General features: G+C 65.7%; 13 protein-coding genes. 9 read left to right on the top strand and 4 right to left on the bottom strand.

Going from position 1 to position 14,378, the window contains the following annotated elements:
• The first annotated feature begins 2 nt into the window (after positions 1 to 2).
• Positions 3 to 215 carry a hypothetical protein gene (locus tag LRX75_RS08555; RefSeq protein WP_231813480.1) on the top strand — a complete coding sequence of 71 codons (213 nt, stop codon included), beginning with the start codon at positions 3 to 5 and terminating at the stop codon, positions 213 to 215.
• Here the strand turns inward: LRX75_RS08555 and xdhC are convergent.
• The 3 genes from xdhC to xdhA all read right to left on the bottom strand — a co-directional run bounded on the left by xdhC (position 191) and on the right by xdhA (position 5,038).
• Positions 191 to 1,015 carry a xanthine dehydrogenase accessory protein XdhC gene (gene xdhC / locus LRX75_RS08550; RefSeq protein WP_231813479.1) on the bottom strand — a complete coding sequence of 275 codons (825 nt, stop codon included), beginning with the start codon at positions 1,013 to 1,015 and terminating at the stop codon, positions 191 to 193. The two genes, LRX75_RS08555 and xdhC, sit on opposite strands and share 25 nt — an antisense overlap.
• A complete protein-coding gene (xdhB, locus tag LRX75_RS08545; protein WP_231813478.1) occupies positions 1,012 to 3,351 on the bottom strand; it encodes a xanthine dehydrogenase molybdopterin binding subunit in 2,340 nt (779 codons plus the stop codon). The genes xdhC and xdhB overlap by 4 nt, the downstream gene beginning before the upstream one ends.
• Positions 3,352 to 3,541: 190 nt before the next feature.
• Positions 3,542 to 5,038, bottom strand: coding sequence for a xanthine dehydrogenase small subunit (gene xdhA, locus LRX75_RS08540; RefSeq protein ID WP_231813477.1), 1,497 nt, complete (start codon positions 5,036 to 5,038; stop codon positions 3,542 to 3,544).
• Positions 5,039 to 5,235: 197 nt separating this feature from the next.
• Here xdhA and LRX75_RS08535 point away from each other — a divergent pair, with 197 nt between their 5' ends.
• From LRX75_RS08535 to bacA, 4 genes are all read left to right on the top strand, one after another.
• Positions 5,236 to 6,294: an LLM class flavin-dependent oxidoreductase gene (locus LRX75_RS08535; RefSeq protein ID WP_231813476.1), complete on the top strand. Its 1,059-nt coding sequence runs from the start codon at positions 5,236 to 5,238 to the stop codon at positions 6,292 to 6,294.
• A 143-nt stretch (positions 6,295 to 6,437) separates the two neighbouring features.
• Entirely contained in the window at positions 6,438 to 7,187 is a 750-nt protein-coding gene (gene map / locus LRX75_RS08530; RefSeq protein WP_113150683.1) for a type I methionyl aminopeptidase, read from the top strand.
• Positions 7,187 to 8,386 carry a YbfB/YjiJ family MFS transporter gene (locus LRX75_RS08525; protein ID WP_231813475.1) on the top strand — a complete coding sequence of 400 codons (1,200 nt, stop codon included), beginning with the start codon at positions 7,187 to 7,189 and terminating at the stop codon, positions 8,384 to 8,386. Before map ends, LRX75_RS08525 begins: the two co-directional genes overlap by 1 nt.
• Before the next feature lie 135 nt (positions 8,387 to 8,521).
• A complete protein-coding gene (gene bacA / locus LRX75_RS08520) occupies positions 8,522 to 9,793 on the top strand; it encodes a bacteroid development protein BacA (protein ID WP_231813474.1) in 1,272 nt (423 codons plus the stop codon).
• Between the two features lie 19 nt (positions 9,794 to 9,812).
• Here the strand turns inward: bacA and LRX75_RS08515 are convergent, their stop codons facing one another.
• Positions 9,813 to 10,844: a polysaccharide deacetylase family protein gene (locus tag LRX75_RS08515; RefSeq protein ID WP_231813942.1), complete on the bottom strand. Its 1,032-nt coding sequence runs from the start codon at positions 10,842 to 10,844 to the stop codon at positions 9,813 to 9,815.
• A 364-nt stretch (positions 10,845 to 11,208) separates the two neighbouring features.
• On the opposite strand from LRX75_RS08515, the gene LRX75_RS08510 reads away from it, so the two are divergent.
• The 4 genes from LRX75_RS08510 to LRX75_RS23395 form a co-directional block, all read left to right on the top strand.
• Positions 11,209 to 11,796 carry an NnrU family protein gene (locus tag LRX75_RS08510; RefSeq protein ID WP_231813473.1) on the top strand — a complete coding sequence of 196 codons (588 nt, stop codon included), beginning with the start codon at positions 11,209 to 11,211 and terminating at the stop codon, positions 11,794 to 11,796.
• Between the two features lie 139 nt (positions 11,797 to 11,935).
• Positions 11,936 to 12,598, top strand: a complete 663-nt coding sequence (locus tag LRX75_RS08505; RefSeq protein ID WP_113150681.1) for a tetratricopeptide repeat protein — start codon at positions 11,936 to 11,938, stop codon at positions 12,596 to 12,598.
• Positions 12,599 to 12,734: 136 nt separating this feature from the next.
• Positions 12,735 to 14,153, top strand: coding sequence for a ribosome biogenesis GTPase Der (gene der / locus LRX75_RS08500; RefSeq protein WP_231813472.1), 1,419 nt, complete (start codon positions 12,735 to 12,737; stop codon positions 14,151 to 14,153).
• Between the two features lie 59 nt (positions 14,154 to 14,212).
• Positions 14,213 to 14,378, top strand: a 166-nt coding sequence (locus tag LRX75_RS23395) for a helix-turn-helix domain-containing protein (protein WP_420851177.1), incomplete at its 3' end; no start/stop codon positions are given.

Here is a 14,378-nt window from a genome sequence, read left to right as displayed (position 1 = left end):
CCATGAGCCTGCAGACGACACGTCCCACCCTGCATTATACGAGGAAAACGAGCGCGCTCGGCCATGCCGTGCAGCGTCTGCTGAGGGGGTTCGCGCGGTTCCTACCGGCGCGGTATCCCAGGCTGGATCTTCAGAGCCTGCCGCCGCATCTCCAGCGCGACCTCGGATTTCTCGATGGCCGCGATCCGCGCTACGAGCCGGCGGAGCGGCGATAGGCGTCGAGCGCGACCAGCACCTCGGCCGCCGTCATCGCGGCGATCACGGCGGGGCGCTTGTCGCTTACGGTCTTGCCGCCGATGGGAAGGACGAGGCGGGAGAGGGCGGTGTCGTCAAGCCCTTCGTCGCGCGCCCAGCTGGCGAAGGTCGCGCGTTTGGTCTTGGAGCCAATCATGCCGGTATAGGCGAGGTCGGTGCGGGGCAGCGCTTCGCGCGCGATCAGAAAATCCAATGCATGATCATGCGTGAGGATGATGACGGCGCTGCCGGGTGCGATGTCTCTGACCAGGGATTCCGGCATGGCCGTCAGGCGGTGGCTCGCGCCCGATGACATCAGGTCGAGTTCGGTGCGGCGCGTTTCCACGGCGATGGTGCGCACCGGCAGCAGCACCAGCGCATCGGCCAGAGCCCGGCCGACATGACCGCCGCCGAACAGCCAGACTTCGGGAAAGCCGTTCACGCGCGCTTCCAGCATCGCGTCGAGATCGCCACGCGCGGGCGTGTCGAGCGTGCGAAAGGAGAGCACGACCCGGCCGCCGCAGCATTGGCCGATTTCGGGCCCGAGGGGAATGTCGAGATGCGTTTCCGTCGCCATGCCCGCCAGGAGGTTCCGGGCGTGATCGGTCGCCATGTGCTCCATCTGCCCGCCGCCGATGGTGCCGTGGCTGTCTGTGGGCGAGACCAGCATGAAGGCGCCGGTCTCGCGGGGGGTCGACCCACGCGTTTCCGCCACCTCGATCCAGACGATTTGTGCCTCGCGGGCCAGAAACGCCTGCAGGCTGCCGACCACGTATTTCATGGGGCGGAACGCATCCGCTCGACGGCCATCAGCACGCGCTCCGGTGTCGCCGGCGCGTCGAGGCGCGGGCACTGGCGGTAGTCGCCGACGCTGGCCACCGCCATGGAGATGGCTTCGAGCACGGAGATCGGCAGGTTGAACGGCGGTTCGCCCACGGCCTTGGAGCGACCGATCGTCTCCTCGCCGTTCACGCTCCAGTCCGCGAGCCTGACGTTGAAGATCTTCGGGCGGTCGGAGGCGAGCGGGATCTTGTAGGTGGAAGGCGCATGGGTGCGCAGCCGGCCCTTGTCATCCCACCAGAGCTCTTCGGTCGTCAGCCAGCCCATGCCCTGCACGAAGCCGCCTTCGATCTGGCCGATGTCGATCGCCGGGTTGAGCGAGCGGCCAACATCGTGGAGCACGTCCACCCGCTCGACCATGTATTCGCCGGTCAGCGTGTCGATCGAGACCTCCGAGACGGCGGCGCCATAGGCGAAATAATAGAAGGGTGTGCCGCGGCCGGTGGTGCGGTCCCAATGGATCTTCGGCGTCTTGTAGAAGCCGGCGGCCGACAGCTGGATGCGGGCGAAATAGGCCAGCTTGACGAGGTCGTTGAAGGGCACGCGCTCCTCGCCGATGAGGACATGGTTCGGCACGAAGGCGATCTTGTCCGGCGTCGTCTGCCAGCGCTCGGCGGCAAAGGCAATCAGACGGTCCTTGATCTGGCGCGCGGCATCGGCCGCGGCCATGCCGTTAAGGTCCGTGCCGGAGGAGGCAGCGGTGGCCGAGGTGTTCGGCACCTTGCCCGTGGTGGTCGCGGTGATCTTCACACGCTCGATATCGACCTGGAAACTGTCGGCCAGCACCTGAGCGATCTTGGTGTAGAGCCCCTGGCCCATCTCCGTGCCGCCATGGTTCAGGTGGATCGAGCCGTCCTGATAGACGTGGACGAGGGCGCCCGCCTGGTTGAAGGCGGTCATGGTGAAGGAAATGCCGAACTTGACGGGCGTGAGCGCGATGCCCTTGCGAATGATGCGGCTGCCGGCGTTGAAGGCGAGGATGTCGGCGCGGCGCTTCTGGTAGTCGGCACTGTGCTCGAGTTCCGCCACCAGCTTGCCGATGACGTTGTCCTCGACCTGCTGGTGATAGGGGGTCAGGTCGCGGCCGGAGCCCTTCTCGCCGTAGAAATTCAGCTTGCGGATCTCGAGCGTGTCCTTGCCGAGCGCATAGGCGATCTCCTCGATCATGCGTTCGGCGCCGACGATGCCCTGCGGCCCGCCGAAGCCGCGATAGGCGGTGTTGGAGACCGTGTTGGTCTTCAGCGGTTCGGAGGTCAGGCGCACATGCGGATAGAAATAGGCGCCGTCCGCGTGGAAGAGGGCGCGGTCGGTGACGGGGCCGGAGAGATCGGAGGAATAGCCGCAGCGGGCGGCAAACGTCGCCTCCACGGCATGGATGCGGCCGTCGTCGTCGAAGCCGACCTCGTATTCGACGAGAAAGTCGTGGCGCTTGCCGGTGCAGGCCATGTCCTCGTCGCGGTCGGGCCGGAATTTGACCGGGCGGTTCAGCTTCTTGGCCGCAACGGCGGCGATGGCGGCGAACTGGTTGCCCTGCGTTTCCTTGCCGCCGAAGCCGCCGCCCATGCGGCGCACCTGTACGGTGACGGCATTGGAGGGCACGCCGAGCACATGGGCGACCATGTGCTGGATCTCGCTCGGATGCTGGGTGGAGGACCAGACGGTGATGTCGTCGTCTTCGCCGGGAATGGCAAAGGCGATATGGCTTTCGAGATAGAAGTGTTCCTGCCCGCCGATGCGCATTTCGCCCTTCACGCGACGCGGCGCATGCGGCATTTCGTGCGCCGCATCGCCGCGCGACAGGGTCAGCGGCTTGGTCACGAGCGTGCCGCCGGCCGCGCGCGCCTGCACGACGTCGATGGCGTGCGTCAGGTCGTTGTAGACGATCCTGGCATGACGGGCCGCGCGGCGGGCGGCGTCGCGCGTCTCGGCGATCACGGCGAAGGCGGCCTGACCGTGGAACTCGACGCGGCCGTCCGCCAGCACGGGCTCGTCGTCGAGATGGCTGGGGCTGATATCGTTGGAATGCGGCATATCGCGTGCGGTGAGAACGCAGACGACGCCGGGATAGGCTTCCACGGCGCTCAGGTCCATCGAGACGATCTCGGCATGGGCGCGGTCGGTGAGGCCGAGCGCGGCATGCAGCGTTCCCGCCGGCTCGGGCATGTCGTCGATATAGTCGGCACTGCCGGCCACGTGCTTGTGTGCGCTGTCATGGCGAAGGTTCTTGTGCATGCCGCCGCGGATGGTCTGGCGCTCCTGAAAGGTTGAGGTGTCCATGATCCGTCTCCTTGACCTTGAGGCCCGTTTTCGTTCGCAGCACGCATGCGCGACTGCCCCTCATCCGCCTGCCGGCACCTTCTCCCCGCAAGCGGGGCGAAGGGACTTGGAGCGGCCGTCTGGCACGTCCCGCTCCCCGCGTGCGGGGAGAGGGTTAGGGTGAGGGGCTACGCCAACCCGATGCGTTGCATCATTCCGCGGCCTCGAACCGCACCAGCTCCGCCGGCGTGCCCGATGTTTCCAGATAGAACCGCAATAGCAGGTTCTTCGCCGTCAGAGCGCGATACGTGCTGGTGGCGCGCCAGTCGCTCAGTGGCTGATAGTCGACGTCGAAGGCCGGGCGGGCGGCGGCGACGGTCTCTTCGCTCCAGGGTTTGCCGATCAGCGCGTCCTCGACGGCCGTGGCGCGCTTGGGCGTGCCCGCCATGCCGCCGAAGGCGATGCGGGCGGATGTGACGAGGCCCTCCGGCGATACGCTAAGGCGGAAGGCGGCGCAGAGGGCGGAGATGTCCTCGTCGCGGCGCTTGGAGATCTTGTAGACGGCGAAGTGCTCGTCCGCGGGCAGGGCGGGCACGAACAGGCTTTCGACGAACTCGCCCGGATGCCGGTCCTGCCGGCCATAGGCGATGAAATAGTCCTGCAGCGGCAGGGTGCGTGTGCCGGAGACCGCGCGGAGCGTGACCGTGGCGCCGAGCGCGATCAGGGGCGGCGGTGTGTCGCCGATGGGCGAGCCGTTGGCGATATTGCCGCCGAGGGTGCCCATGTTGCGCACCTGATCGCCGCCAAGCCTGTCGAGCAGCTTCCCGAGCGGCGGCAGGCAGCGTGCAAGCGTGGAGAAGGCGAGCGAATAGGTGACACCGGCGCCGATGGTGATGCCGTCGGGCGTCTCGGTGATCGTTTGCAGGTCCGAAAGGCCGTTGATGAAGATGACGGGGTTGATGGGGCGCATCTGCTTCGTCACCCACAGGCCGACATCGGTGGAGCCGGCAACCACGGTCGCGTCCGGGTGTTCGGACAGCGCTTCGGCGAGCGCCTGCGCCGAGCCCGGCACGACGAGACGGGCATCGGGCGGGCCGAGCACGATGGTTTCGCCGGTCGCTAGGCCCGAGAGGAAGGCGACCACGCGATCGCGCATCGTCAGGATCGGATCGAACACGGCATCGGGCCGGGCAGTGGCGACGGCTTCGGCCGCGCGCACGATCGGCTCGTAGCCGGTGCATCGACAGAGATTGCCCTGAAGCGCCTTTTCGATATCGGCGCGGCCGGGATTGTCCTTCGAAAGCCAGAGGCCGTACAGCGACATCACGAAGCCCGGCGTGCAGAAGCCGCATTGCGAGCCGTGATAATCGACCATCGCCTGCTGGACCGGGTGCAGCGTGCCGTCCCGCGCGGCCAGATGCTCGACGGTCACGACATGGGTGGCATTGAGCGAGCCGACGAAGCGGATGCAGGCGTTGACGCCTTCATAGACGAGGTTTCCCGCGACCAGCCGCCCGACCAGAACGGTACAGGCGCCGCAGTCGCCTTCCGCGCAGCCTTCCTTGGTACCGGTCAGCCGGCGCTCGATCCGCAGGAAATCGAGCAGCGTCGCGGTGGGCGCCACGGTCTTCAGATCGATCTCGCGGTCGTTGAGCAGGAAACGGATGCTGCCCGGGGACGGGTTGGCGGTGTCGGCTGTGATGGTCATTCGGACCCCTTGTCGTGACGGACAAGACTATGCGCAAAGACAGCCGGCTGACAATGGATTTTGGCACCGCGCTTGCCCTTCCGGGCTGTACGCCGATGTAAACAGGGCGGCAACGCAGCGTTTACGGCTCCAGCAGTGGGAAAGCGCGCCCGCGATGTTTATGTGTGGGAAAACACCACATCAGGGATACCCGCATCATGGAACTCGGTCTCTACACTTTCGGCGATGTCGACCCCAAAGCCGCCGACAAGGGCCGTGAAGGCGAGCGGCGGCTGAAGGACCTGCTGGACGAAATCGAGCTGGCCGATCAGGTCGGCCTCGACGTTTTCGGGCTCGGGGAGCATCACCGCGCCGATTACGTGGTCTCGTCCCCGGCCGTGGTGCTGGCGGCGGCCGCCGCACGCACCAGCCGCATCCGTCTGAGCAGCGCGGTGACCGTCTTGTCGTCGGACGATCCGGTGCGCGTGTTCCAGCAGTTCGCGACGCTCGATCTTCTCTCCGGTGGCCGGGCGGAGATCATGGCGGGGCGCGGCTCCTTCATCGAATCGTTTCCGCTGTTCGGCTATCCGCTGGAGGATTACGACGACCTGTTTTCGGAGAAGCTCGACCTCTTGATGGCGCTGCGCAGCGGCGAGATCGTCACCTGGGAAGGCGAGAAGCGGGCCGCTCTGCACGATCGCGGCGTCTATCCGCGACCGCTGCAGGCGCCGCTGCCGCTGTGGGTGGCCGTCGGGGGCACGCCGCAGTCCGTCGCCCGGGCCGGCGCGCTCGGCCTGCCGGTGGCGCTCGCCATCATCGGCGGCGAACCGGCGCGTTACGCGCCGGTGTTTGATCTTTACCGGGAGGCCGCCCGGCGCGCCGGGCAGCCGTCGACGGGGCTGAAGACCAGCATCAACGTGCACGGCTTCATCGCCGAGACGACTCAGGCGGCGGCCGACCAGTTCTACGGGCCGCAAGCGGAGGTGATGGACAGGATCGGCCGCGAGCGCGGCTGGGGGCCGACCAACCGGGCGCATTTCAACCAGGCCATTGGCCCGCGCGGGAATCTGTTTCTGGGCGATCCGGAAACGGTCGCCGAAAAGATCGTCCGGCATCACCGGATCTTCCGCAATGATCGGTTTCTCCTGCAGATGGCGATCGGCCCGATGCCGCACGATCAGATCATGCGGGGCATCGAGCTTTACGGCACGAAGGTTGCGCCGCTGGTGCGCGAAGGGATCGCCGAGGACGCGGCGCGGGCGGCCAGCGCCGTCTGAGGCGGCGGTGTCGCCTTGCCGGTTTCCGCGCGCCGCCCGGCTTCCTTGCAGGCGGGAAGCGGAGTAGATAGGTTTGCTTTTCGACCGGTGTGCCGGGGCCTCGTTTCCCGCCGCACCGCACCAGCCTTCGGATACGAACGACCATGACCCTTGAAAATGCCGACGATCTCGAACGCCTGAAAGAGATCGGCCGGATCTGCGCCAATGCGCTGCAGATCATGGGGGCCGCCCTGGAGCCGGGCATGACCACCGCAGACCTCGACCTCATCGGCCGCAAGGCGCTGGAGGCCGAGGGCGCGCAGTCGGCACCAGAGCTGTCCTATCGCTTTCCCGGCGCCACCTGCATCAGCGTCAACGAAGAGGTCGCGCATGGCATCCCGGGACCACGGGTGATTGCCGCCGGGGATCTGGTCAATATAGACGTGTCCGCCGAAAAGGCCGGGTTCTTTGCCGATACCGGCGCATCCTTCGCCGTGCCGCCCATCTCGAAGGCGACCGAGCGGCTCTGCCGCGACGGCAAGCGCGCCATGTGGGTGGGGCTGAACGAGGTGAAGGCGGGCAAGCCGCTCGCCGCCATCGGCAATGCCATCGGCGCCTTTGCCCGCAAGAACCGCTATACCCTGATTTCCAACCTCGCCAGCCACGGCGTCGGCCGCTCGCTGCACGAGGAGCCGACGGAAATCTCCACCTGGCCGGACAAGCACGAGAAGCGGCGCATGGAGGACGGGATGGTGTTCACCATCGAGCCGTTCCTGTCGATGGGTGCGCATTACGCCGAAGGCGGCGACGATGCGTGGACGCTCTACAGCGAGCCGCGCGCGCCGACCGTGCAATACGAACACACCGTCGTCGTGACGCGCAACGGTCCTCTCGTCGTCACGTTGCCCGGCTGATGCCCAACACGCGCGCATCCGGTCTCAAGCTTCTGGCGACGGCCATGGCCGGCGCGATCGCGATGGCGGTCGCCATGGGCTTCGGCCGGTTTTCCTACACGCCCATCCTGCCCGGCATGATGCTGGATATTCCGCTGACGCCGGGGCAGGCCGGGGTGATCGCGGCGGCCAACTTCGTGGGATACCTGCTCGGCGCCGTGCTTGCCGGCCTGTCCTTCGCGCAAGGGCGCGAGCGGGTGATCGGGCTCGGCATGCTGGTCGCGACCACGGTGCTGCTCTGCGCCATGGGGCTGACGACGTCGGTGGCGATGTTCGCGCTGATCCGGTTTCTTGCCGGCATGGCCAGCGCCTTCACCATGATCATGATTTCGCAGATCGTGCTGACGCGGGGAGCGGCGGCCGGCAATAGTCATGTGCAATCACTGCATTTCGCAGGCGTCGGGCTCGGCATCGCCGCGTCGTCGCTGATGGTCTGGCTTTTGCCATCGGGCCAAGGCGAAGCCCTGGCGAACTGGCGGGAGGCTTGGTTTGCAGGCGCGTTCCTCGCACTGCTCGGTACCGCCTGCGTGGCGCTGTTGCTGCCGGACGGACCGACGAGCACGACAGCCACGCCGACGGCCGAGCCGCCGCTGGTCTGGACGCGGCCTTTCGCGGCGCTGACGTTGACCTATGGCCTGTTCGGTTTCGGCTACGTGATCACGGCGACCTTTCTCGTCGCCATGGCGCGCGCGGGCGCCGTGGATCACACGATCGAGTTTCTGTGCTGGCTCGTCACGGGCCTCAGCGCCGCGGCCTCCGTCGCGCTTTGGCGGAAGGCGGTGCCGCGCTTCGGCATCGTCGGCATCTATCTCATCGGGCTCGTGGTCGAGGCGCTCGGGCTCATCCTCACCGTGGTTCTGCCGTTTCCGGCAGCCCCCCTTGCCGGCGGCCTGCTGCTCGGCGCCACCTTCATCATGATCACCGCCTTCGGCCTGCAGATCGGCCGGGCTCTGGCACCCGCCAGCCAGCGGCGCGCGCTCGCCGTGATGACCGCCGCCTTCGGCATCGGGCAGATCGTGGGGCCGCTCATCGCCGGCTGGCTGGCCGGCACCACCGGCAGCTTCACGCTGCCGACGCTGATCGCCAGCGGCGTCCTCATCCTCTGCGCGGGGATTGTCTTCGCCGAACGCCGGGGCATCCGTCTGGCGTCCGGGCTTTGAGACGGCCGCCCGGGATTAAAAAGACGTAACCTTTCAAGGGCGTGATTGTGAAGCCTCTCCAATTGGCCTAGGTTCGCGCGGGTTTCGCGCTTCCCGCGCGAATGACGTCGTTGCATCAAGCTGAAGGCGCTCGATTTGTTTGTCTCCTTTTTCCCCTATCCAAAATACTTTTTCCCATCGGTGGTCGTATGGACCCTGCTTGCGATTGGCGCATGGTATTCGGGGGGAAGCGAATTTGGCGCGCTGATCGGTCTTCCTCCACTGCCTCCGGGCACGGAGCCGGTGATCGGCGTTTCCGTTTTCTGGTCGCCACCGTTCCTATGGTTCTACATTTACTACGCTCTGATGGTCGGCCTGTTTGCCGCTTTCTGGTACACTTACCGGCCTCATCGCTGGCAGAACTGGTCGATTCTCGGTTCTGCGTTGATCATGTTCAACACCTATTTCTCCGTCCAGGTGGGCGTCTCCATCAATGCCTGGTACGGCCCTTTCTACGACCTTATCCAGCAGGCGCTGGCACGCACGGCTCCGGTAACGGCCGACCAGCTCTACATGGGCATGATCGGCTTTGCCGGCATTGCCTTCGTGGCTGTCACCGTCGGTGTCCTCAACCTGTTCTTCGTCAGCCACTATGTCTTCCGCTGGCGCACGGCGATGAACGATTTCTACATGTCACACTGGGACAAGCTGCGGCACATCGAAGGCGCCTCGCAGCGTGTTCAGGATGATACAATGCGGTTTTCCAGAACAATGGAAGGGCTTGGCGTCAATCTCGTCAGCTCCGTCATGACGCTGATCGCCTTCATGCCCATCCTGTTCAAATTCTCCGCCACGGTCACCGAACTGCCCTTCATCGGCGAAGTCCCGCACGCGTTGGTCTGGGCGGCGATCTGCTGGTCCCTGTTTGGTACGGTGTTTCTGGCCGCGGTCGGTATCAAGCTGCCCGGGCTTGAGTTCCGCAACCAGCGTGTCGAGGCAGCCTATCGTAAGGAACTGGTCTATGGTGAGGACAACCCGGATCGCGCCGATCCGATAACGGTGGCACAGCTGTTCGCCAACGTTCGCCGCAACTATTTCCGTCTCTATTTTCACTACATGTATTTTAACGTCGCCCGCATCTTCTACCTGCAGGCGGACAACCTGTTCGGAACGTTCGTCCTCGTGCCTTCCATCATCGCGGGCAAACTCTCGCTCGGCGTGCTCAACCAGATCCAGAACGTCTTCGGGCAGGTTCGGGAATCATTCCAGTATCTGGTGAATTCGTGGACGACGATCGTCGAGCTTCTGTCGATCTACAAACGTCTCCGTGCCTTCGAATCTGCCATCGAAGGCGAGCCGCTGCCGGAGATCGACCAGCGCTATCTGCAAGTCCGGAACGAAGAGGACGTGAATCCTGCACAGCCGTGAGCCGCATTCCATGTGACGATCAAAAGGCGGAGGGATCCGCCTTTTTTCGTGCCTCGATCAGGGGCAGGGCCTGCGCATAGCTGACGCAGGCGACGTCGTGTTTCCGGCAGGTTTCCGCAAGGAAGGTTTCCAGCGCGCGCCAATAGGCGCCGCCGTTCATTTCCACGAAGTGGAAGCCGAGTTGCAGGGGGATGCGGCTGCCGTCGTACTGGGTGGCGAAGGCATCGCGATAGGCCTTGAGCGTGCGTTGTTCGAAGGTGGCGCTGTCCTTGCGGTTTTCCACGCCCATCGAGTGGCGGACGAAGAGGTTGTAATCCATGCCGATGACGCGGCGGCCGGTCGGGCCTTCGGGGATCAGCGGCAGGCCGAAGCGCTGGATGCCGTCCTCCGGCGTCGGCCAGGCCGGGCCCTTGGTCACGAGGCTGGCGTCGTAGGAGAGGCCCGCCTTCCGCTCGGCCGGAAGGAGGCCGGCGCTGGTCGAGAGGTACGGCGCGCGAAACCCCTTGATGCCGTCGATCATGCCGCGCCAGCCGTCCGGCTCCTCGGCGCCGATGCCGCCGGCTTTCCAGCCATTGTCGAGCGCGGCATCGAAGGCGGTGAACTCGGCGCTCCAGTCCTTCTCGCTCCAGTCCTTGCCGTCGAAATGACCGCAGCCATGGCTGCCGATGTCGTGGCCATCCTGATGGGCCTGCCAGATGTGGCGCACGCGCGTCGCGATCTCGTCGCGGTTCTGGGCGTAGCCGACATTCGACGCGCCGACCTTGTGGCCGCTCGGCCGATAGGCGCGGCTACCTTCGGCTCGCGTCATCAGGAAGGTGCAGGAGAGAAAATAGGTGAAATGGGCGCCGACCCTCGGCGCCATGGCAAGGCTCCGCTCCCAGAGGCGATTGTCGTGGGCGCCGTCGAACGAGATGATGACGAGTTGCTGGAACTTTGGTGCCGCCTTCGTGGCGGGTTCCGGCGAAGCGGTCAACGCGGGCGACCGCGGCGGGTCCGCACGCACCATCGACGGCGCCAGGGTCAGCGACGGCAGGAGGAAAAGGGCGGCCAAGGGTGCGGAGGATCTGTGCATGCGAAAACCTGACGTGATGCGCCTGCTGCGGACCGTGACGATCTGGCGCGATGCCGGCCTGCAGCAGAGGAATGTGGAACGCGGCGCGACCGGGAGCGATGGATGGCCGCGCCCGCCCATGCGACAGGATTGCGGCGATCCTTTGAAGGCGTGGGAGCCAAAGGCCATAGACTGCGGAAAAACCGGTCGAAAGCGGCATTGCGGGCCCGATGCGGGCCGCATATCAGAAAGGCGTTGCAGATGCCCGGATTTGCTTCATAAATCTTCGTTAAACCTTTCGGGTTCGGCCTTCTGGCGGGCGGAGACGCCCGGGCGACGCGTGACAAGATGATGGGGTGCAGCCATGGGACTTCTGGTTCTCGGTATCGTCGTTCTCTTCGGCGTGCATCTGCTGCGGATCGTGGTGCCCGGCCTGCGCGCCATGCTGATCGCGCGGTTGGGCAAGCCGACCTTCCTGGCGCTTTACGGGATCGTCAGCCTTGCCGGCCTCTGTCTCGTCGTGGTGGGCTTCGGGCAGGCGCGGGCGTCCACCGGCCTGCTCTATGCGCCGCCTGTGTTCCTCAAGCATGTGGCGCTGCTGCTCATGCTGCCCGCCTTCATCTGTCTTGCCGCCGGGTTTCTCCCGGCCGGGAGGATCGCGGTGAAGACGCGGCACCCGCAGGTGCTTGCGATCAAGATCTGGGCGCTGGCGCATCTGCTGGCCAATGGCGAGACGGCCTCCGTGCTGCTGTTCGGCGCAGTCCTTGCCTGGGGCATCGTCGCAAGGATCTCGCTGAAGCGGCGCGCAAGGGCGGGCGAGGACGTGTTGCCGGTCTTTCGCTCGCCGCGCTTCGACGTCATGGCGATCGCGTTCGGCCTTCTGGCTTACGGCCTCTTCGTGCTGAAGCTGCACGAGGTTCTGATCGGCGTGTCGCCGATCGCGCTGTCGTGAGCGGTTTTCCCGGCAATGCGGGCGGCCGGCCTGCTCACAGGCACGCGATTTCGCCGTGCCCCCTTACAATATGCGCGAAATAGGCTAGAAGCGCGGCTTTGACAGAAATGGCAGAGAAGGCCGGTCCGCCGGAACCCGAATGGCGCATCAGAACGACAGTTTCATCCGCGAGGTCAATGACGAGCTTCGCTCCGAGCAGGTCAAGGCGGTCTGGCTCCGCTTTGGCGGCATTCTCGCCATGCTCGCGATTCTCATCGTCATCGGCACGATCGGCAAGGTCGCCTACGACTATTGGCACGAGACCTCGGCCTCGGCCTCGGGTGACGAATTTCTGGCGGCCCTGACGCTCGCCAAGGACAATAAGACCGACGAGGCGCTCGCCGCCTTCGACAAGCTGGAGGCCGACGGTTACGGGGCCTATCCGGTTCTGGCGCAGATGCGTGCCGCAACGCTGAAGGCCCAGAAGGGCGATACGGCTGCGGCCGTCACGGCCTTCACCGAGATTTCGAAGAACGAGGCGATCGTGCAGCCGATGCGGGACGCAGCCCGCATCCGTGCCGCCTATCTGCTGGTCGATACCGGCAGTTACGCGCAGGTGGCGGCGGAAGCCGAGCCGCTGGCGGTGGATGGCAACGGTCTGCGCAGCTCGGCCCGCGAGGCGCTGGGTCTCGCCGCCTACAAGGCCGGCGACAAGGCCAAGGCGAAAGAGTGGTTCCAGCAGATCGTCGACGACACCCAGGCGCCCCGTGGCCTTGCCAACCGGGCACGCATGCTTCTGGACGTCATGGCGTCCACGCAGTGAAACGAACCCCGTGACGCTGCTCCTTGAGGGCGGCTTGCGGGATGAACCGAGAGGTCGCAACGCCCCTTGCCCGTCATGACGACGGGCGGCGCTGCGGCCGGTACAGCGGCGTGAACGCCGCGACAGGATTTTTGAGATGAACTTCACCGTCGCCATCGTCGGCCGCCCCAATGTCGGCAAGTCCACGCTCTTCAACCGGCTTGTCGGCAAGAAGCTGGCGCTGGTCGATGACACGCCCGGCGTGACGCGCGACCGGCGGCCGGGCGACGCGAAGCTCGTCGATCTCCGCTTCACCATCATCGATACCGCCGGCCTCGAGCAGTCGGGCCCCGAGACCTTGCAGGGCCGCATGTGGGCGCAGACGGAGGCCGCGATCGACGAGGCGGACCTGACGCTGTTCGTGGTCGATGCCAAGGCTGGTCTGACGCCGGCTGACCAGACGCTGGCCGGCCTGTTGCGCCGGCGCGGCAAGCCCGTCGTGCTGGTCGCCAACAAGTCGGAAGCCAAGGGCTCGGACGGCGGCTTCTACGATGCCTTCACGCTCGGGCTCGGCGATCCCTGCCCGATTTCAGCCGAGCACGGGCAGGGCATGATCGACCTGCGCGATGCCATCGTCGAGGCGATCGGCGAGGAGCGTGCCTTTCCGCCCGTCGTGGACGAAGCCGAAACAAACATCGACCTGCGCAAGACGGCGGACGAGGGCGACGACGACGAAGAGCCGGCCTATGACGAGACCAAGCCGCTGCGCGTCGCCATCATCGGCCGGCCGAACGCGGGCAAATCGACGCTGATCAACCGCTTTCTGGGCGAGGACCGCCTGCTGACCGGCCCGGAAGCCGGCATCACGCGCGATTCCATCTCGGTGGAATGGGACTGGCGCGGCCGCACGATCAAGATGTTCGACACGGCCGGCATGCGCAAGAAGGCGCGCGTTCAGGAGAAGCTCGAAAAGCTCTCGGTCGCCGACAGCCTGCGCTCGATCCGCTTCGCCGAATCCGTCGTCATCGTCTTCGACGCCACCATCCCGTTCGAAAAGCAGGACCTGCAGCTGGTCGATCTCGTGATCCGCGAGGGTCGCGCCGCCGTTCTCGCCTTCAACAAATGGGACCTCGTCGAGGATCCGCAGGCGCTGCTGGCCGATCTTCGCGAGAAGACCGAGCGGCTGCTGCCGCAGGCGCGCGGCATTCGCGCGGTGCCGATGTCCGGGCAGACCGGCTACGGGCTCGACAAGCTGATGCAGTCGATCATCGACACGGACAAGGTCTGGAACCGTAGGATCTCCACGGCGCGGCTGAACAAGTGGCTCGACGCCCAGCAGACGCAGCACCCGCCACCGGCCGTTTCCGGCCGTCGCCTGAAGCTGAAATACATGACGCAGGTCAAGGCCCGCCCGCCAGGCTTCATGATCTCCTGCACGCGGCCGGACTCCGTGCCGGAAAGCTATATCCGCTACCTGACCAACGGCCTGCGGACCGACTTCCAGCTGCCGGGCGTACCGATCCGCATTCATCTGAGGGCGTCGGAAAATCCCTTCGAAGGCAAGATGCGCCGCTAGAGTCTGTCTGCGGGTAACGGAATCGGGGGCTGGCATTTTGTGTTGTTTTCTGATTCCGTATGGATTTTAGCGGGAGGCTTTCAGCAATGCCGAAGTCGCTTTCGTTGGATTTGCGCAGCCGGATTGCGGCGGCTGTCGTGCAGGGTGAATCGGTTCGATCTGTTGCGCGACGGTTCGATGTGTCGGCTGCGAGTGCGGTGCGGCTTGGGCAGAAGTTGCGGGCGG

The organism is Rhizobium quercicola, assembly GCF_021168455.1.
GTDB classification, from domain to species: domain Bacteria; phylum Pseudomonadota; class Alphaproteobacteria; order Rhizobiales; family Rhizobiaceae; genus Ferranicluibacter; species Ferranicluibacter quercicola.
Note: the sequence above shows the minus strand (reverse complement) of the source record. Positions and strands in the feature narration are given on the sequence as shown.